Genomic DNA, 19039 nt, shown 5'->3' with positions numbered 1-19039 from the left:
CCCTGGCTGAGTGCCGCGCTGCGTCAGTGTCGACCAGTAGCTGATCGACAATATCGTTCGGTATCGAAGGTTCTTTGCGTCCTGACATACCGGGTCTCCTTGCTGCCCATTATGCATCAGTGGAATTCCAGCTTTTCGGCAAAGCCGTTGGCGGACATCTGTTCAAGATATTCGAAATAGGCCAGCGGTCCGCCGCCGAACGGGGAATTCAGCTCGAACTCGCGTGGACGCTTGCCTTCGAAATTGAAGTAGCTTGGCGTGCATTTCTCAAAAAAGGCGTGACGGTCCGCCGAAAGGGAAACGCACAGGTCCACCCATTGCTGCTCCGCCTCCTGCGTGGGTTCCACTGTTTCGATCCCGTTGGACATGCAATGGGCGATCAGATCGGCCATATAGATGGACTGGGCATCGGCCGTGTGGAGATAATTGATCGAGGTGCCCGCCTGCACGATGGTGAGGACGAAGAAATTCGGGAAACCGCGGGTCTGCATGCCGAACAGCGTGTGGACTCCGTCCTTCCAGCGCTCGTCCAGCGAAACGCCGCCGCGCCCTTTGACGGTCAGCCCGGATTCGCGCGTATAGCTTGTCATGAAGTCGAACCCGGTGGCGTAGATGATGCAGTCGAGCGCATATTCCCGCCCTCCCACGACCAGTCCGCGCGGCGTGACCTTCTCCACCCCCTGCCCCGCCGTATCGACGAGCGTGACGTTGCTGCGGTTGAAAACCTGCAGATAATTGTCCGAGAAGCCGGGCCGCTTGCAGAAATAATGAAAATAGGGCTTGAGCGCCGCTGCCGTCTCCTTGTTCTCGACGATGCTGTCGATACGCTGGCGCACCCGTTCCATTTTCAGGATTTCGGCGGCCTCGCGCTGTTCCGGAGTCATTTCCATGCCGCTGCTCACGGCTTTTTCCCGGAACAGATCGGTCATGCTGTCCGACACCATGTCCACCGCCTGCGGAAGGCCCGATGTCCATTGGGTAAAGTTCATCATCCGCTCGCGCTGCCAGCCGGGCGGCTGGGCGCGATACCACTCCACATCCGTAGGGCGGTTGCCCCGCACGTCCACCGATGCAGGGGTGCGCTGGAACAGATAGAGATGCGCGGCGGCGCGGGCGACCGGCGGCACGCATTGTATGCCGGTCGATCCTGTTCCGATAATACCGACCGTCTTGCCGTGAAGGCCGACAAGGTCGCCATCCGCGCTGCCTCCGGTAAAGCCGTAATCCCAGCGGCTCGTATGAAAGCTGGGGCCTTCGAACGTCTCGATGCCGGGAATGCCGGGCAGCTTCGGACTGCTGTAAAGACCCGTGGCGGAAACGACGAAACGCGCCTCGATCCTGTCTCCGCGATTGGTGGTAACGGTCCAGCGCCGGTTTTTCTCATCCCAGATCAGGCTCTCGGCCAGCGTCTGGAACAGGGCGTCGCGGTAGAGATCGAATTTTTCCGCGAGCAGACGGCACTGTGTATAGATCTCCTCTCCCCTGGCGTAGCGTTCGGACGGGACAAAGCCGGTTTCTTCAAGCAAGGGCAGATAGATATAGCTTTCGACATCGCACCGAATGCCGGGATAGCGGTTCCAGTACCATGTGCCGCCGAAGTCTGCGCCCTTCTCGATGATGCTGATGGTCCCGACGCCGCGTTTGCGCAACTGTATCGCGGTCAACAGCCCGCCATAGCCACCGCCGATGACGAGGACGTCGACCTCGCGGATGACGGCGTCGCGGACAAGATCGGGCACCGCGTTGGGATCGGCATCGAAGGTTGCGAACTTCCCCTCAAGATGCTGATATTGCGATACGGCGTCACCTCGCAGCCTCTTTTCACGCTCTTCGGCATAGCGGCGGGCCAGAGCCTCGATGTCGATATCGGAATTGGGGTCTCGTTCAGTCGTCACGCGGCGCTGCTCTCTTCGTCAAATGCCGGATTCGCCGGGGCGATGGATCGCCAGAGGCGCACCATCGCCCGGCCCTTCAAAACCGGTAGGTCCCGTTGATCGAAACGGAACGATATTCGTCCATCCAGTTGATCGAGCGCGCCGTGCCGGTGATCGACGCAGGGAAGCGGATCGCCGCGCCCCGCGTATGCACATCGGTCAGATTGCGCCCGACCAGCGCGATCGTCCAGCGGTCATCGGGACTGGACAGCGCGATGCGGGCATCGAACTTGGTCCAGCCTTTCTGGAGGCCCCAGATGGGGCTGTAGCCGTCGGCGATGAAATATTTCGATCGGAATTGCGCATTGCCGCCGGTGGTCAGCTTCATCCCTCCCAGATCGGCCTCGTGCTGAAAGCCGAGATTGCCGCTCCACTTGGGGGCGAACTGCAGGGGCAGCCCGGCCACATTATGCGCGGCAAGGCTTGCCGGGTTCGCCGAATCGCACTGGGCGACCGTCTCATAGGCAAGGCAGGGCGCGCCGGGATAATCGATGAACCTCGCCTTCAGATAAGCGGCATTGGCGTTGAGCGACAGGCCGCCGGTCGGGATGAACTGCACCTCCAGCTCGGCGCCTTCCGACCGCGCCTTGGCGGCGTTGCGGGTGAAGAATGTCCGACGATCGGGATCATAGGCCGATTGTTGCAGATTGTCGAAATCCATCCGGAAGATTGAAAGGTTGATCGTGGCCAGCCCGTCGGCGATCCGGGACTTGACGCCCGCCTCGTAATTGGTGGAGCGTTCCTCGGCAAACTGGAAACCGTCCGCCGCGACATTATAGGTGTTGGAGGTGAATCCGCCCGATTTGGACCCCCTTGCGATCGTGGCATATATCTTGACCGCGGGGGTGAGATCATATTGCAGCGTGCCGGACGGGTCGAGATAATGCTCGTTCAGCTTGCCGGAGCGATCCGGCCCGATGACATTGAGCGCGCTTCCGGACACCGTATATTGGGTGAAGTCCGCCGACTTCTTCGTCCTGGAATAGCGCAGGCCCGCGATCAGGCGGAATGTCGGCGTGAAGTTCAGCGTGCCTTGGCCAAAGGCCGACCAGGAATCCCCTTTCTGATGAAAATCGGTGGACTGATGCCCCGCGAGCGTTCCGATATCGCGATAATAGGTGTCCTGATGCAGCTTGTAGTCCGAATGGTCATAATAGACGCCGGCAACATATTCGAAGAACTGACGTAATGGCGAAGCAATCCGCGCCTCGACCGACCATTGATCGAATTTCTCCGGAAAACCGTTGGCGAACTTGGCATTGGCGGCGGCAGGCGGAACGACGCCTTCCGCCGAATATTCGTCATAGGCGGTGAAACGCATCGTCTTGAAATGGGAATAGCCGCCAACGACCGTCAGAACATGGTCGCCGATGCCGAAATCGCCGTTCAATGCGCTGTTCCACGTCTTGATGCCGCTATGTTCCTCCAGACCGGCGCCGGCATAATTGTCGGAGACATAGCGACGGGAACCGAAATCATTGTCGTAGATGTTTTCGGTCAGGGAACCGGATACGGTCACGCCCCCTTTGAGGAGGTGGCGTCCATATTCATTCTTGAACGTCACGTCGATGTCGTTCGACGGATTGTAGCGCAATGTGACGCGCGCCATTTCATCCCGCAGCAGCGGTTCCTTCCGGCCATTGAAATCATTGCGGATATAGCCGTCCTGGCGCGTCATCTTGCCGGCCACGCGGATGCCGAAACTTTCCGATAGCGGGGCGCTCACCACCCCGGTCAGGTCGAAGCCGTCGCGCTCGAAATCATAGCCTGCCGACAGATAGCCCTCCAGCCTGCTTCCCGGCCTGGCGGAGATGAGGCTGATCGCGCCAGCCGCCGTGTTGCGGCCGAACAACGCGCCTTGCGGACCGCGCAGCACCTCCATGCGCTCCAGATCGAAGAAGGGCGCGCTGAACTGTGCGCCACGGCCGCCATAGATGCCGTCAAGATAGACCGACACTTCCTGGTCGAAGGCCACATTGTTCGGCCCGGACCCGAAGCCCCGGATGAACACCACCGGGTTCACGCCGGAATTGAGCACCGCCATGTTCGGCACATAGCTCTGGATGCTGCGCAGATCGGTGACTTTGAGGTCTTCCATCTTCTCGCCGGTGACGGCGGTGATGGAAACGGGCACATCCTGCAATTTCTGTTCACGCTTCTGCGCCGTGACCACGATCTCGCCGATAGACTGTACCCGCCGACCGTCGCGCTGACCCGCCGCCGCGCGATTGTCAGCGTCTTGCGCGAGCGCCGTGGTGGAGCAGGCCATGCCGACGGCGAGGCCCGCAATCGCGGCGGCGGTTCTGAACCGGATGTGACTTTTCAACATATCCCCTCCATTTTTTTGATGCGGGCCATTTCCGATGGCCCCCTTTATTGCATGCATATTAGGCAGGGATCGATGATATGCAAATCAAATTTTGCATGAAAAATTACCGGAAAATCATATTTCCGGCCATGCCCCTGCGTAAATTTGGATGCAATAATAGAATCAAGGTCTTTCGCCTGCCAGCCGGGTGGCCAAATCCCGTCCCGGACGAAGACCGGTCAGGATCAACAGGATCGCCCCTGTTCCGGTCAGCGCCGTCATCGTCGCCAGGGCTTTGCCTATGCCCATTTCCCCGCCGAACAGGCTCTGCGCCAGCCCCGCGGTCAGCGCCGGTGCGATGCCGAATCCAGCCAGATTGACACAGGCGCCGAACAGGGCGGCCATGATCCCGCGCAGCCGGTTGGGCGCCAGCGACTGCACCATGGCGATCTGGCACCCGCCGACCACGCTCGCCGATGCCATGCCGAGACAGAACAGCAGCGCGGCCAGCAGGACATCCCCGACCAGATAGGCCCCGATGAACAACGGGGCGTCCAGCGCCACCGCCGCCAGCGTCACGAGGATCGGCCCGTCGATGCGCCCGCGCGAAACGATGCGATCGGCGATGATCCCGCCGCCGATCAGCCCGATGGTGCCGCCGACGCCGAATCCGATCCCCAGCACCATGCCGACATCGCCCGCGGAAAGGCCGTGCAGGCGCATGAAATGGACCGGACCCCAGACCATGAACGAATAGCCGATGACCGCCGTGCAGGCATAGCCCGCGAACAAGGGCGCCAGCGCGCGGGCATTGGCCCTGGCGAAACGCAGCGCATCCGCTATTCCGGGGATCGTGTCCGCTTCGGTCGGCGCCAGTCTGCGGCCCGGTTCCCGCACGGTCAGCAGCAGAAGCACGGCGACGAGCAGCCCCGGCAGGCCGATCATCACGAACACTGTCTGCCACCCCCGCGCGCCCGGCAGGAAAGGGAGGGTTGCGCCCGTGGCGTAGACCCAGTCGACGAGCGTGCCGCCCAGCATGATGGCGAGGCCGCCCCCCAATGTCGCGCCGCAGGCGAAGATGGCCGTCGCCAGCCCCCGCCGCCCGGCGGTGAAATAGTCCGCGATCATCGAATATCCGGCGGGGTTCAGGCTGGCTTCTCCCACCCCGATCATCGAGCGCGCGGCGAACAGCGTCCCGAAATTGCGGGCCAGTCCGCAGGCCGCCGTCGCAAGGCTCCAGAGCGCGAGACCGGCGACGATCGCGTTGCGGCGGCCATGGCGGTCCACCCAGCGGCCGAAAAAAAATGCGAACAGCACATAGGTGGCCGCGAACGCCGTGCCCGCCAGCAGGCTGATCTGCGTGTCGCTGAGCGCCAGATCCGCCTTGACCGGCTCGATCAGCATGGAAAGCGCGAGGCGATCCAGATAGGACAGCGCGCTCGCCAGCATCAGGCAGGCGACGACATAATAGGGATAGATCCTCTGCATCGGTCAATCCCGGCCGGGCAGCGGAGTCGGCTCCATATCGACGAAATGATAATCCGGCGGCGACGGCATTTCCCGCACAGGCTCGTCATAATCGTCATGCTCAAGCCGCAGCGCACGGATCATGCCTGCGTTCATCGTGAACATTCCCGCTATATAGGTCAGCTCAACTATCTGTTCCGCGCTGAACAGGGCGGCGAGCCGGGCAAACAGTCTGTCCGGCACGCGGCCATGGTCGAGGGCCATGCAATCGGCATAGGCCAGCACGACGCGTTCCGTATCGTCGAACCTGTCGCTGGCCTGCCACGCCGGGATATCGGCCAGCGCATCCTCGCCATAACCCAGCCCGCGCAAGATCTTGCTATGTTCGGAAAACATCCAGCGGCAGGAACAGGACCAGCCGATCCTCGTGATTGCCAGTTCCATGTAGCGGAGCAGCAATTTCCGTTTTTTCGTCTGCTTGAGATAGAAGCCTCGCACCGAATGTTCGAGAATATCGGGTGAATGGGCAAGCACCGCTTCATAATTTCCCGGCGCGCCGGAGCGCGTCTGCCCCGGCTCTTTCGCCGGATCGCGGCCGGGAAATTTGCGGTCATACAGGAAACGGACGAGCGGATCGGTGACAGCATCGCGGCTGACGAGAGGCAGACGGGGCATCAGTTCGTCCCTTTCCGCAGATTGGCGCCGTGCTTTGGCATGTCCTCTCTCCCTCTACTTTTGCTGTGCATCCGCTTTCAGATCATGGTCAGGCGGGCCTGCCGACCAGCTTGCGGTCGACCAGGGCCGAGAACTGGCCGCTGCCCAGCCCCAATAATTCGGTAAGCACCTCTTCGCTATGCGCGCCCAACACGGGCGCCGGTCGGACGCCGATCCGGGACGCGGCGGGCAAGGTCGCCATGGCGCCGGGCGCGGGATAGGTTTCCCCGCTGGGATGCCGGATCGCCTCGAAAAGCGGGTTGCCGCCGACGAGGGCCGGATCGCGCGCCGCCTCCTCCATGCGGCGATAGGGGCCCCAGCAACATCCCTCGGCATCGAGGGCCGGGGCCAACTCCGCCAATCTGCGCTGTGCCACTCTGGCTTCCACCAGGGGATAGAGCGCATCGCGGTGCAGGAATCTCTCGGCCTCGTCCTGCGCGAAGGATGTGCCGCGCGAAGTCTCGATTCCCGCCACGTCGGCCGCCATGTCCAGCACCCGCACAAGTCCGCGCCACTGTTTCGGCGTGATCGCCATCAGCATGATGCGCTGGCCGTCCGCGGTGACGAAGTCCCGTCCGAATGCGCCAAAGACCTCATTGCCGTAGCGTTTGCGGTCGCCGCTGCGCAGCGCTTCGGCCAGCATGCCCAGGTTGGCGACGGTGGCGATGCCCACATCGGCCAGCGGGATGCGCACTTCCTGCCCTTGCCCGGTTTCCCTGCGATGGTGCAACGCGGCCATGGTCGCGAATGCGGCATAGGCGCCGGTCAACAGATCCCAGGCCGGAAGCACCGCGTTGACCGGTGCATCGCCCAGACTTTCCGGCCCGGTCATGAACGGAATGCCCAGCGCCGATGCAACCGTATAATCCAGTGCGGGGCCGCCGTCGGCCTGCCCCATGACCCGCGTGAGCACGAGGTCGGGACGCCGCGCCGAGAGCCTTTCCCAGGAAAGAAACCCGTTCACGGGGAAATTGGTCAGGAATATGCCCGCCCGCTCGCCCGGCGCCGTCGCCAGTTCGAGCAGCAATTCGCGCCCTTCCGCACGCGACAAATCCAGCGCGACCGATCTTTTCCCCTTGTTCAACCCTTCCCAATAATAGCTCTGCCCGTTCCTCGCCTTGGGCCAGCGATGAAAATCCGGCCCGCCGCCGATCTGGTCGACCCGGATGACATCCGCCCCCATCTGCGCAAGATACATCGCAGCCGTGGGGCAGGCGACGAAGGAGGACGCCTCGACCATATGCATGCCGCGCAACAATTCATACATGGCGCATCCTCCTGCGGCGGGGACTCATCGGCTCACGCTCCCGCCAGTCCGACGATAGTGATCGCCGACACATTCTGGATCGGCGCGCCCCCCAGATTGTGGCTCAGCGCGAGCCGGGGGTTGTCGAGGCGCTGCCGTTCGCCGGCGCGGCCCTGCAACTGGAGATAGTTTTCATAGATCATCCGCAACCCCGACGCGCCGATCGGATGGCCGAAGCATTTCAGCCCTCCGTCTATCTGGCAGGGCGTGTGCCCGTCCGCATCGTAAAAGCCGTCGAGAATGTCCTTCCAGCCTTCCCCTTCGCCGGAGATGAACAGATCCTCCATCGTCACCAGTTCCGTGATGGAGAAGCAGTCATGCACTTCGAGCAGGTCGATCTGCTCGCGCGGATCGGTTATTCCGGCCTCGGCATAGGCGCGCGCGGCGGCCTTGCGCGTGGTATGGAAATAGCTGCCGTCCCAGCCGCCCCCATGTTGCAGTTCCCAGCCATTGGAGGTGCAGAACTGGATGGACTTGACGAGCACGGGATGCGTCTTGCCCAGCGCACGCGCGATATCGGGCGTGGTGACGATGGCGCAGGCCGCCCCGTCCGACACGCCGCAGCAATCGTAAAGGCCCAGCGGTTCGGCGATGATCGGCGCGTTGAGCACAGTTTCGATGTCGATGGCCTTGCGCAAATGCGCCTTGGGATTGCGCGCGCCATTGGCGTGGCTCTTGACCGAGACATGCGCCATCGCCCGCTTAAGATCTTCGCGCGAAACGCCATGCTTGGCGCGATAGGGCGCGGCGATCTGGGCGAAATTGCCGGGGGCCGAGCCGGTGACGCCGTACATGTCGGAATTGAGGCCCCGGCTGCGTACCGGCAGGCCGCCATAGCCGGTGTCCTTCAGCTTCTCCACGCCCATCGCCAGCGCGATGTCCGCCGCCCCGGCCGCCACCGCGTTGACCGCGCCGCGAAAGGAATCCGTGCCGGTCGCGCAATAATTCTCGACCTTGGTCACGCCGATGTCGGGCAGGCGCAGCGCCGTGGCGAGAGGAATGCCGGAAGGCCCGACATTCTGCGCTTCGAAGCCCACGCCAAGCCACGCCGCATCGATCCGCGACACGTCGATTCCGGCGTCCGCGATCGCCTCATCGAACGCTTCGACCATCAATGTTTCGGCATCGTCATCCCAGCGCTCGCCGAATTTCGAGCAGCCCATGCCGACGATCGCCACCCTGTCCTTGATCCCGCGGGGCATCAACCCTCTCCTCGTTGCGCCGGGACGGCTTTCCAGAAATATTTGGTGAAACCGCGCTGTTCGTCGTCGGCCTTGATACGGAACACCATCCGCATGGCCCGCCCCACTTCCACGTCTTCGGGGCCGACTTCCGCGAACTCGGTGACGATCCGCCCGCCCCCTTCAAAGTCGAGCGTTCCATAATAGGTCGGCGGGTCCGGCGAATATCCTAGCGCATCGGCGGTGTAGGAGATGATCCGGGCGATCCGGTCCGCCAGCGGATAGGGGGATTGCGTATCCCGGAACCGGCCATTGGGGTCGACCGCGATCGCGCTGGGCGGAAACTGGACGACGCCGGTTTCCCCGCATTTCGATCCGACGAGGCCGAGCACGGCGGAACGTTTGCGATAAAGCGTCGTTCCCGGTTGCTTCTGGTCGAGTTCGGCGCGGATGCCCCGGTCCATGTCGATCAGCCCGCGATGGAACAGAAAGCGCATATAATTGTCGTCGCTTTTCCCGGCCGACAGCGCCCGCGCGACGCCGCGCTTCGAATTGCGCGTGACGGCCTCGGTCGTTTCGAACAGCAGCGTATCGGCCCCCTGCCCGAATCCGGTGACCAGAATCCGTTCGCCCGGCCCGGCCCTTTCCAGAGCGGAGGCCAGCATCAGCAGGGGGTGCCCACAGCCGATATCGCCGACATTCGCGCCCAGCGTGTCGATCACCGCCTCCGGCCGCAGTCCGATGGCGCGCGCCGCAGCCCTGAAAGCGGCCGGATCGCTGATCGGAAGGACGGCGTGATCGATATCACCCGCCGTCAGGCCCGCCTCCTTGAGCAGCGTCGCCACCGCACCGGCTAGCAGGTCCATATATCCCTTTTCCCGAACCCAGCGGCTTTCCCACTGATAGTCGAACGCCGTGCCGCTGCGGCGAAAATGATCGATGAAATCGATCGTCAGCGAATGGCTGGCGATCAGTCTGGCGATCGGCTCGCCGTGCCCGACCAGAATGGCGGCCGCGCCGTCGCCCTGCAGCATTTCCCCTTCGGAACCGATGCGCGATTTGCGCAGGTCCGATCCGATCACCAGCCGCGTGCGCGATCCTTCCAGCGCGTCGCGCAGCGCCAGGGTGGCCGCCCGCATGCTGCCTCCGGCATCGGTGGCCACGACATCGTCCGGCAGGGTGAGCGCCTCCTTGATCAGCCCCGCATTGGAACGGTCCGCGAACGGATGCGTCACGCTCGCGAGCGTTACTCCGCGAGGGATTGAGCGATCCATTCCGTCAAGGCAGGCGCGCGCGGCCTCGACCGCCATGGTGACGGCGTCCTCGTCCCAGTTCGCGATCGAACGGGTGCCGTGGGCAAGGGTTTTCAGCCCCCCGGCGAACCAACGGTTGGCCGCGTGCACGGCCTGTCGCTCCAGCCGCCGGAAGGGCAAATATACGCCACAGGACATTATTCCGAAGCTGCTCATAAAAATTCCACTCTTCCGCCGCCGAGCACGGACACGCCGCGCTCCTTGACGATTGCGTCGAAGGCTGCCTGCCCGGTCCCGCTGCGCCAGACGCGGGTGACGATCCTGTCCCCAGGGTAAACGATGCCGGTAAAGCGCGCGTCCATCCGGCGGATAGGCGTGGCGTCGCCGTCGCACAGCGCATCGGCGAGCGCGCGGCAGGCCACGCCATATGTGCAAAGCCCATGCAGAATGGGCCTGTCGAAGCCCGATGCCTTCGCCATCGCCGGATCGACATGAAGCGGGTTGTCATCTCCCGACAGCCGATAGATCAGCGCCTGATTGCAATGGGTGGGCAATTCGATTTCGGCATCGGGAGTCCGACCGGTATCGACGCCCTCCGGCCGGGCGATCGGCCCGCCCGCGCTTCCGCAGCCGCCATCCCCGCGCAGAACCACGGTGCGGCGATCCACGGCGACAAGCCCGCCGTCGCTCGTTTCGATGGAGCGGCTATATTGCACGATGGCGCCCTTTCCCGGCCCCTTGTCATCGACCGCTTCAAAGCGCGTCAGCCCGATGAACTCGCCCTCGACAGGCAACGGGCGATGGATTTCAACGCTTTGACCGCCCGCAAGCAGGCGTTTCCAGTCCGCGCCGAAGCGCGGATCGCGCCAGAAAAATCCGGCATGGGCGAGCACCACCGCCATGGTGGGAAAGGCCCGCAGCCTCTCCTCATAAACATAGGGCAAGCCGGTCGCGCCGATGCCCAGCGCATAGAGCATGCAATCCCGCTTCGAAAAGACATGCCTCGTGCGGATCGGCTCCATCGCCAGAAGCTGTCGCGGATCGATCATTTCAGACCGGGTCCCAGTTGAACAGTTCCGGGGATGTCAGCATCGGGGCGAGGTCCGAACGGATGGCGGGGATGAATTCATCCGCAATCGACTGCGCGCTCCAGCCCCCGGAACGGTGGATGGACCGCACCGGCTTCGGCTTGGAAAAGAGGAACAGTTCATTCTTGCGAACCGCGAAAATCTGGTTGGTGATCTCTTTCGACCTGTCCGACGCGAGGAAGGCGACCAAGGGCGCAATCTTGTCCGCGCTCATGGACTGCATGCGCCTGAGCCGCGCCTGCTCCGCGGGATCGTCGCCGTTGATGGTGGCGATCATCCGGCTCCATGCAAAGGGCGCGATGCAGTTCGACCGCACGCCAAAGCGCTGCATATCCAGCGCGATGGATTGCGAAAGGCCGACGATCGCCATCTTCGCCGCCGAATAATTCGCCTGACCGACATTCCCGATCAGCCCCGAAGTGGAGGTGAAGTGGATGAAACTGCCGCTTCCCTGCGCCTTGAAATAGGGCGTCGCCGCCTTGGAGACGTTGAAGGCGCCGTTCAGATGCACGTCGATCACCGCGCGCCAGTTCTCGAAGCTCATCTTGTGCCAGATCCCGTCGCGCAGAAACCCGGCATTGTTGACGACGGCATCGATCCGCCCGAAGCGCTGCACCGCGTCCTCGACGATGCTCGCCGCGCCGTGAGGATCGGTCACGCTGGCCAGATTGGCCCATGCCCTGCCACCGGCGCGCTCGATCTCCGCGACCACGTCATGGGCGGGACCTGCGTCACTCCCCTCGCCCGCGGCGGTCACGCCGAAATCGTTGACGACCACGCAGGCGCCCTCTTTGGCGCACAACAGCGCCAGTTCACGCCCGATCCCCCGGCCCGCGCCGGTAATCGCCACGACCCGATCCGTGAGAATAGCCATATCCTTGAAAATTCCTCATTCTTGTCAATCGCCAGTGAAATCGGGCGCCCGGCGTTCCAGAAAGGCGCTTACCGCTTCTTCATGATCGCGCGTTTCGTGAATGCTCGCCTGCAATGCGGCTGACAGGTTGAGCACGCTGGACAGTGAATTTTCCTGCGCTTCCCGCAAAAGCCGCTTTGTCAGCCGCACCGCATGGGGCGGATTCGCCGCGATTTCCGCCGCCGCTTCATATGCCGCGGCGAGCAGGGCCGCAGGCTCTGTCACGCGCGTGACCAGTTGCCAGTCGAGCGCGGTCGCCGCGTCGATCGTCCGTCCCGTCAGCGCCAGATCGGTGGCGCGGGGGAAGCCGATGATGCGCGGCAACAACCATGCGCCGCCGTCGCCTGGAATCAGCCCGACCCTGACGAAGCTCTCCGCGAACCTGGCGGCGGTCGAGGCAATGCGGATATCGCACATGCAGGCAAGGTCGCAGCCCGCGCCGATCGCCGGTCCGTTGACGGCGGCGATCACCGGCACCTCCAGCTTCTGGAACATCAGCGGCAGGCGCTGGATGCCGTTCCGATAATTGCTGATGGTACGTACCGGATTGGCGTCGCGCAATCCTTCGCCGGGCGCCATCCTTTTAAGGTCGCCCCCCGATGAAAAAGCCGCGCCTTCGCCGGTCAGGATCACCGCGCGCACCGATGTGTCTCTGTCCGCGGCCGTCATCGCATCGATGATGGCGTCCACCATGGCCGGATCGGATATCGGATTGCGCAGGTCCGGCAGATTGAGCCTCAAGGTCATTACCGCCCCTTGGCGATGCGTCTTTACCAGCTCGGCCATCCGCCCCCTCTTCCATTCAGATTTTGATTCCACGATCGGCTATATTGCATGCAATAATTGGAGGCAAGGCGGAAATGACGGAAACGGAATATGCCCCGGATATCACTATAAATATATACTTAAAGCAGATGGATTGCGAATTGGGAGACTCGTCTGGACATATGATTGCATCCACGTCATAAGTTTGCATGCAAAATCCAATGGGAGAACAGGCCATTTCCACCATCGATTTCTCCGTCTCCGGCGGCATTGCGACGATCCGGTTAAACCGGCCCGAACGGCGCAACGCCTATGATACCGCCATGATGCACGATCTGGTGGCGGCCTTCGATCGCAGCGACGCCGACGACGATGTGGGCGCCGTGGTCTTGACGGGGAGCGGCCGCATATTCTGTTCCGGCGCGGACCTTTCGGGGGGAGCGGACGCTTTCGCCGATCTGACCGCTGATCCGGGCCGGGCCGCGCTTCGGCATGGCGCGCTGTGGCGGGACGGCGGCGGCGTTGCATCGCTGCGCATCTTCGAAAGCCGCAAGCCCGTCATCGCCGCGATCAACGGCCCCGCCATCGGCATCGGCGCGACGATGATCCTTGCCGCCGACGTGCGCATCGCGGCCGAGGATGCGCGCTTCGGCTTCGTGTTCACGCGGCGCGGCCTCGTGCCTGAGGCTGCGTCGTCCTGGTTCCTGCCCAAACTGGTCGGCGTTTCGCGCGCGCTCGAATGGACGATGAGCGGCGCGACGGTGTCCGCCGAAGAGGCGCTGGAAGCCGGATTGCTGCGGGAAATCTGCCGGGTCGAAGATCTCGCGGATCGCGCCGCCGCCATTGCCGGGCGCTTTCTGGAAGGATCGCGCGTGGCCGTGGCCCTGACCCGCCAGATGATATGGCGCATGGCCGGCGCCGAGCATCCAATGGTCGCCCACAGGGTCGACAGCCGCGCCATCGCGGCGTTGCGGTCCTCGCCCGACACGCGCGAGGCGGTCGGCGCCTTTCTGGAAAAGCGGGAGCCTCATTTCACGGACAGGGTGTCGGACGGGCTTCCCGATATCTGGCCCGATGGCGCCGCCCCTCCCTTTTACTGATCCTCTTCCCTTTGCACACGGATATAACCTCATGGATTTCAATTATTCGGCAGAACAAAGACTGTGGCTCGACCGGCTCAACGCCTTCATGGCGGAGCATGTACTGCCTGCCCGCGCGCACTTCGCGCAGGCCGACCCTTCCGCCGGCTTTCCCTGGAACGCGCCCGAATGCCTGCGGCCGTTGCAGGAAAAGGCCAGGGCAGCCGGTCTGTGGAACCTGTTCCTGCCCCCCGCCGCGCAGGCGCATGCGGCCAATGGTTTCCGGTTCGACAGTCCGGGCCTGTCCAATCTGGTCTATGCGCCGCTGGCCGAGGTGATGGGGCGCCACGAATTTTCCTCGCGGATCTTCAATTGCTCTCCTCCCGACACCGGCAACATGGAACTGTTGCTGCGCTATGGATCGCCCGACCAGCAGCGCCGCTGGCTGGTGCCGCTGATGAACGGGGAGATGCGCTCGGCCTTTCTGATGACGGAACCGGCCGTCGCCAGTTCGGACGCCACCAATGTCGAAACCCGCATAGAACGGGATGGCGACCATTATGTCATCAACGGGCGCAAATGGTGGTCGACGGGAACCGGCGATGCGGACTGCCGCATCCTGATCATAATGGGCAAGACCGACCCCGCCGCGCCGGTTCATGCGCAGCAGAGCCAGATCCTCGTGCCGATCGAAACGCCCGGCGTCAGGGTGGTGCGCATGCTCGACGTGTTCGGATATGAGGACAGGCCCGCCGGTCATGGGGAAGTCATTCTCGAAAATGTGCGGGTGCCTGCGGAAAACCTGATTCTGGGCGAAGGGCGCGGGTTCGAGATTGCGCAGGGGCGGCTCGGCCCCGGCCGCATTCATCATTGCATGCGCACCATCGGGGTTGCCGAGGAGGCGCTCGAACTGATGTGCGCAAGACTGAGCGAGCGCTCGACTTTCGGCAAGCCCCTCGCCGGGCGGTCCATCTGGCAGGAGCGCATTGCATGGGCCCGCACGGAAATAGACATGGCGCGGCTCCTTACGCTGCGCACGGCCCAGTTGCTGGACGACAATGAGGCGAAAAGCGTCCGCGCGGACATTTCGAAGATCAAGCTGGCCGTGCCGCGCGCCGCCCTGAAGGTGATCGACGATGCGATCCAGGCTTTTGGCGGCGGTGGCGTGTGTCAGGACCATGGGCTGGCCCGTCTTTATGCCAAGACGCGGACCATGCGGCTGGTCGATGGACCGGATGAGGTGCATATGCGTGTCATCGCGAAAGCCGAACTCCGATGATGCGGCGACCGCGCGCGCCCCGCTTGGCGCTGCGGGCTGCCCGCCGCCCGCCAATGGCCGGAGTGCGGCAAATTTGCATATCATTTGATCGAATTTGTCTTTTTTGCATCCGGCGTCCAAACATGGTGTCGCCGCTATAATTGTACGAATATCATATAATATTGGCCGCAATGCCGAATTTTTTCCGAGACGCAGGGAAACTGCATGCAATTTTAGTTGCATGCAATTGTTCCTACCGCTAAAGAATGATCATTCGCCGCACGAGAGCGATTTCGACAAGAAGGGAAGGATCGTCATGCCCTCCATTCCGATAAAGTCCGGACTTCACGGCGACTCCCCTCATGGCGGTGTCACATCCGTCATTCCGGCGATGCGCGCTTGATGGGACGCTATGAAAACAGGGTGGCGGTCGTCACCGGCGCGGGGCGGATCGGCGGCATCGGCGAAGCGATCGCCCGGCGCGTGACGGAGGAAGGCGGGCGTGTGGCGGTGCTCGACCTGTGCCGCGAAAATCCCGATGTGCCGCGGGAGAGCTTCGGCAGCTTCGCATCGCTGGAAGAGGTGGCGGCCTCCCTTGGCCGATATGGCGAAGCAGGCATCGCCATCCGATGCGACGTGACCGACGAGCAGGAGGTCGAGACCGCTCTGGCCGAGGCCGCCGAACGGCTGGGGGGCATCGACGTGCTGTTTGCGAACGCAGGCGGAGGCACCGGCGCCGGCCCTGTCGATCAGACGCCGGTCAGCGATCTCGATCGCGCGGCCTGGGACTATACTGTCGAGCTGAGCCTGACATCGGTATTTCTGTGCGCCAAACATGCGATCGGCCATTTGCGCGGCCGTCGTGGAAGCGCGATCGTCAGCACGACCTCGATCAGCGCTTATCATGGCGTCGCCGGGCTCAGCGCCTATTCCGCGGCGAAATATGGCGTCACCTCGTTGACGCGCGACCTTGCGCTGGAACTTGCCGCAGACGGCATTCGCGTCAACGCCTTCGCCCCCGGCATCACGCTGACCCCCTATGTGCGGCAGCGTTACGAAGCCGTGGCCCGCCAGAATCCCGGCACCACGCCGGAGCAGATGATGACCCGGTTCGTCACCGACCGCATTCCGCTGGGCCGGGTCGCCCAGCCTTCCGAAATGGCTTCGGTGGCCGCTTTTCTCGGTAGTGACGACGCCAGCTTCATGACGGGGCAGACGCTGTTCGTCGATGGCGGCATGCGGGTTTGATCCGAAGAGATTTCAAAACACGGGCATCAGGCCCGGATTGGGAGGATGAAGATGAAATTGAGGTGTCAGATCGCACTTCTCGCCTCGGCCGGCATTGCGGGCTTGGCAAGCCCGCTATTTGCCCAGCAGGCGGCGCAGCAAAGCGTGCAGCCTCCGGCGGCCGCGGGACCGGCCGATATCATCGTGACGGCCCAGCGCCGTGCGGAAAATCTCCAGGATGTGCCGCTGGCGATTTCGGTCGTCGACGACAGGCAACTCGCGGCATCCAACATCACGACTATCGCCGACATCCAGTTCCTGACGCCGGGCGTCAACTTCAATTCGAACTTCGGCGGCGGCTTCAACGTGCGCGGTGTCGGCACCCAGTCCCTGCTGGTCACGGCGGAGCAGTCGGTCGGTCTGGTGATCGACGGCGTGATACAGGGCCTTCCTGAAGTCTCGTTCGCCGGTCCCAGCTATCAGTCGTTGACCGACATCGAGCGGATCGAGGTGCTCAAGGGGCCGCAGGGCACGCTGTTCGGCAAGAACAGTTCGGCGGGCGTGATCCAGATCATCACCAAAAACCCGCGCCTTAGAGAGCGGACGATGGACGCGACCCTTTCCTACGGCACCGACAATGAGGTGAAGGCGTCGGCGACGCTCAATATCCCGCTGGGCGCCAATGCCGCATTGCGCGTCAACGGCATCATGCAAAGGCGGGACGGTTTCGTCGAGAACCGCTATAATGGCCGGGATCTATGGGGATATCAGCGCTATGGCGTTCGTGCCAAATTATTGTTCGAACCGAATGATACTTTATCCTTCCTGCTGACCGGCGAATATCGCCGCCTGAAGGATGACGCCAACGGCCTCTGGACCCTGCGCAATTGCGGCAGCGGCTTCAGTACCTTCAATCCGTGCGCATTGGTGGCCCCCTATGGCATCGTCGCGGGACCGAACAATCTCGCGACCGCAGTCGAAGGGGAAAATTACACGAGGCAGACCAACAAGTCGGTGTCGCTGGAAGCGACATTGGAAACGGGGATCGGCACGCTCACCTCCATCACCGCCTTTCGCGACCTGTTGCAGCCAATAGCTGTGGACACCGACGCCACCCCGACGCGGACATACAGCTACAACCAGAATATTTCGGGCGGCAAGCAATTCTCCCAGGAAGTCCGCCTCAACGGAGACTCCGGCATCCTGACCTACACGCTGGGCGCCTTCTATTATCGCGCGACCCCGTTTCAGAAGGGCATAAACGGCGGGACGCTCTCCTATCTCCCCGATTCATCGGACAAGATCCTGTCCACGACGGCCATCGGTCCGGGGGCGGGCGCGGGCTATCCGGTGGATGTGCGGGCCAAGGTAAAGAGCTGGGCGCTGTTCGGCCAGCTCGAAGCGGAAGTCGTTCCGGGGCTGACCCTGATCGCCGGGGGCCGCTACACCAACGACAGGGTGAAGCAGACGATCGGCTATTTTGACGTGGGGTTCATCTGCCAGACCAGCTATGCCTTCGGCGAGCCATGCCACCCCGCGACCGGCATACCCGACCCGACCACGGCCCGCACCAAGGCCGACAAGTTCACCTACAAGCTGACCGCGCGATATGACCTGACGAGCCGCATCAACGTCTATGTCAGCTATGCGCGCGGGTATAAGGGGCCGATGATCTCCTATCCGAAGGGCCAGCCGCAAGAGGCGGTGCGGCCCGAAACGTCGGAAAGCTGGGAGGCAGGCATCAAGTCCACGCTGCTGGACGGGTTGATGACGTTCAACGCGGACATCTTCAAGGTGAAGTATAACGATTTTCAGGGACAGCAGCGCATCGGAACGCCGCCGGTATATTATTACACGACGACCAATGCGGGCGGCCTCGAAACCAAGGGCGTGGAGGCCGATCTCTCGATCCGCCCGACGCCGCGCATGCAGATCGCCGGAAGCCTGGCCTATATTCCGACCAAGTTCACCGAATTCGCGGTCCAGTGCTATGATCAATATACCAATCCGGCGACCCCGATCGGCCAATGCACCTATATCCAGCCCGGCCTTCCTGCCGGTGCGCCCGCACAGTTCAACGCCGCGGGCTATCCGCTGATCTATTCGCCGAAATGGACCTACACCCTGCGCGGCGACTATTCGATACCGGTCGGCAACGCCATGTCGCTCGCTCTGCACGCGGACTGGAATTACCGGTCGAGCACCTATGGGGTGGTGGCCGACAAAAATTCCATCAACAAGGGCTATGGGCTGCTCAACGGCCAGATAAGCTTCGGCCGCGAGGACGGCGGCTGGACCGTTGCGCTTTTCTCGCGCAACCTGCTCGACAAATATTATATCGCGGGCATTTTCCGTACTCCGTTCGACGCCGGGGCCTATGGCACCACTCCGCTCTCGACGCTGGGCTATTCCAACATTCCCACGATAGATTCCGGCCGTACCATCGGCATCAAGCTTGATGTCTCGTTCGGGGGCTGACACGCTTTCGCGCGCCGCCGATCCTGACGGGTCGGCGGCCCTGCGCCGGTCGTCCCGCCTCCCGGCCC

14 protein-coding genes are annotated in these 19039 nt (G+C 62.9%); 4 read left to right on the top strand and 10 right to left on the bottom strand.

Annotated features, from left to right (window positions below):
- Positions 1–116 precede the first annotated feature (116 nt).
- The 10 genes from GGR43_RS12910 to GGR43_RS12865 form a co-directional block, all read right to left on the bottom strand.
- Positions 117–1895 carry a flavin-containing monooxygenase gene (locus tag GGR43_RS12910; RefSeq protein ID WP_188072377.1) on the bottom strand — a complete coding sequence of 593 codons (1779 nt, stop codon included), beginning with the start codon at positions 1893–1895 and terminating at the stop codon, positions 117–119.
- A gap of 76 nt (positions 1896–1971) precedes the next feature.
- Positions 1972–4263, bottom strand: coding sequence for a TonB-dependent receptor (locus GGR43_RS12905; RefSeq protein WP_188072376.1), 2292 nt, complete (start codon positions 4261–4263; stop codon positions 1972–1974).
- A gap of 162 nt (positions 4264–4425) precedes the next feature.
- The gene (locus GGR43_RS12900) at positions 4426–5730 is read right to left on the bottom strand and encodes an MFS transporter (RefSeq protein ID WP_188072375.1); all 1305 of its coding nucleotides are present in this window, start codon (positions 5728–5730) and stop codon (positions 4426–4428) included.
- Between the two features lie 3 nt (positions 5731–5733).
- Complete coding sequence (locus GGR43_RS12895; RefSeq protein ID WP_188072374.1) at positions 5734–6384, bottom strand: carboxymuconolactone decarboxylase family protein; 651 nt, start codon at positions 6382–6384, stop codon at positions 5734–5736.
- Positions 6385–6472: 88 nt separating this feature from the next.
- On the bottom strand, positions 6473–7690 hold the full coding sequence (locus GGR43_RS12890) for a CoA transferase (RefSeq protein WP_188072373.1): 1218 nt from the start codon (positions 7688–7690) through the stop codon (positions 6473–6475).
- 32 nt (positions 7691–7722) lie between these two features.
- On the bottom strand, positions 7723–8931 hold the full coding sequence (locus GGR43_RS12885) for an acetyl-CoA acetyltransferase (protein WP_188072372.1): 1209 nt from the start codon (positions 8929–8931) through the stop codon (positions 7723–7725).
- The gene (locus GGR43_RS12880) at positions 8931–10361 is read right to left on the bottom strand and encodes a 3-oxoacyl-[acyl-carrier-protein] synthase III C-terminal domain-containing protein (protein WP_246343719.1); all 1431 of its coding nucleotides are present in this window, start codon (positions 10359–10361) and stop codon (positions 8931–8933) included. Before GGR43_RS12880 ends, GGR43_RS12885 begins: the two co-directional genes overlap by 1 nt.
- 14 nt (positions 10362–10375) lie before the next feature.
- A complete protein-coding gene (locus GGR43_RS12875; RefSeq protein ID WP_188072370.1) occupies positions 10376–11212 on the bottom strand; it encodes a MaoC/PaaZ C-terminal domain-containing protein in 837 nt (278 codons plus the stop codon).
- 1 nt (position 11213) lies between these two features.
- Entirely contained in the window at positions 11214–12125 is a 912-nt protein-coding gene (locus GGR43_RS12870) for an SDR family NAD(P)-dependent oxidoreductase (protein WP_188072369.1), read from the bottom strand.
- A gap of 24 nt (positions 12126–12149) precedes the next feature.
- Complete coding sequence (locus tag GGR43_RS12865) at positions 12150–12950, bottom strand: crotonase/enoyl-CoA hydratase family protein (protein ID WP_188072368.1); 801 nt, start codon at positions 12948–12950, stop codon at positions 12150–12152.
- 200 nt (positions 12951–13150) lie between these two features.
- Here GGR43_RS12865 and GGR43_RS12860 point away from each other — a divergent pair, with 200 nt between their 5' ends.
- The 4 genes from GGR43_RS12860 (at position 13151) to GGR43_RS12845 (ending at position 18971) form a co-directional block, all read left to right on the top strand.
- Positions 13151–14029: an enoyl-CoA hydratase-related protein gene (locus tag GGR43_RS12860; protein WP_188072367.1), complete on the top strand. Its 879-nt coding sequence runs from the start codon at positions 13151–13153 to the stop codon at positions 14027–14029.
- Between the two features lie 31 nt (positions 14030–14060).
- A complete protein-coding gene (locus GGR43_RS12855) occupies positions 14061–15287 on the top strand; it encodes an acyl-CoA dehydrogenase family protein (RefSeq protein WP_188072366.1) in 1227 nt (408 codons plus the stop codon).
- A 381-nt stretch (positions 15288–15668) separates the two neighbouring features.
- Entirely contained in the window at positions 15669–16514 is an 846-nt protein-coding gene (locus tag GGR43_RS12850) for an SDR family NAD(P)-dependent oxidoreductase (protein WP_188072365.1), read from the top strand.
- Between the two features lie 51 nt (positions 16515–16565).
- Positions 16566–18971 carry a TonB-dependent receptor gene (locus GGR43_RS12845; protein WP_188072364.1) on the top strand — a complete coding sequence of 802 codons (2406 nt, stop codon included), beginning with the start codon at positions 16566–16568 and terminating at the stop codon, positions 18969–18971.
- Positions 18972–19039: the final 68 nt, after the last annotated feature.

The organism is Sphingobium jiangsuense, assembly GCF_014196495.1.
Lineage (GTDB): Bacteria > Pseudomonadota > Alphaproteobacteria > Sphingomonadales > Sphingomonadaceae > Sphingobium > Sphingobium jiangsuense.
The sequence above is the reverse complement of the archived record's forward strand: the minus strand, read 5'-3'. Positions and strand labels throughout refer to the sequence as shown.

What these genes read in the sequence shown, in the direction of transcription:
- GGR43_RS12850 (WP_188072365.1), top strand. Translation starts at nt 15,669, where the DNA reads ATGGGACGCTATGAAAACAGGGTGGCGGTCGTCACCGGCGCGGGGCGG.
- GGR43_RS12845 (WP_188072364.1), top strand. Translation starts at nt 16,566, where the DNA reads ATGAAATTGAGGTGTCAGATCGCACTTCTCGCCTCGGCCGGCATTGCG.
- GGR43_RS12885 (WP_188072372.1), bottom strand. Translation starts at nt 8,931, where the DNA reads ATGCCCCGCGGGATCAAGGACAGGGTGGCGATCGTCGGCATGGGCTGC.
- GGR43_RS12895 (WP_188072374.1), bottom strand. Translation starts at nt 6,384, where the DNA reads ATGCCCCGTCTGCCTCTCGTCAGCCGCGATGCTGTCACCGATCCGCTC.
- GGR43_RS12865 (WP_188072368.1), bottom strand. Translation starts at nt 12,950, where the DNA reads ATGGCCGAGCTGGTAAAGACGCATCGCCAAGGGGCGGTAATGACCTTG.
- GGR43_RS12855 (WP_188072366.1), top strand. Translation starts at nt 14,061, where the DNA reads ATGGATTTCAATTATTCGGCAGAACAAAGACTGTGGCTCGACCGGCTC.
- GGR43_RS12870 (WP_188072369.1), bottom strand. Translation starts at nt 12,125, where the DNA reads ATGGCTATTCTCACGGATCGGGTCGTGGCGATTACCGGCGCGGGCCGG.
- GGR43_RS12860 (WP_188072367.1), top strand. Translation starts at nt 13,151, where the DNA reads ATGGGAGAACAGGCCATTTCCACCATCGATTTCTCCGTCTCCGGCGGC.
- GGR43_RS12890 (WP_188072373.1), bottom strand. Translation starts at nt 7,690, where the DNA reads ATGTATGAATTGTTGCGCGGCATGCATATGGTCGAGGCGTCCTCCTTC.
- GGR43_RS12905 (WP_188072376.1), bottom strand. Translation starts at nt 4,263, where the DNA reads ATGTTGAAAAGTCACATCCGGTTCAGAACCGCCGCCGCGATTGCGGGC.
- GGR43_RS12880 (WP_246343719.1), bottom strand. Translation starts at nt 10,361, where the DNA reads ATGTCCTGTGGCGTATATTTGCCCTTCCGGCGGCTGGAGCGACAGGCC.
- GGR43_RS12900 (WP_188072375.1), bottom strand. Translation starts at nt 5,730, where the DNA reads ATGCAGAGGATCTATCCCTATTATGTCGTCGCCTGCCTGATGCTGGCG.
- GGR43_RS12875 (WP_188072370.1), bottom strand. Translation starts at nt 11,212, where the DNA reads ATGATCGATCCGCGACAGCTTCTGGCGATGGAGCCGATCCGCACGAGG.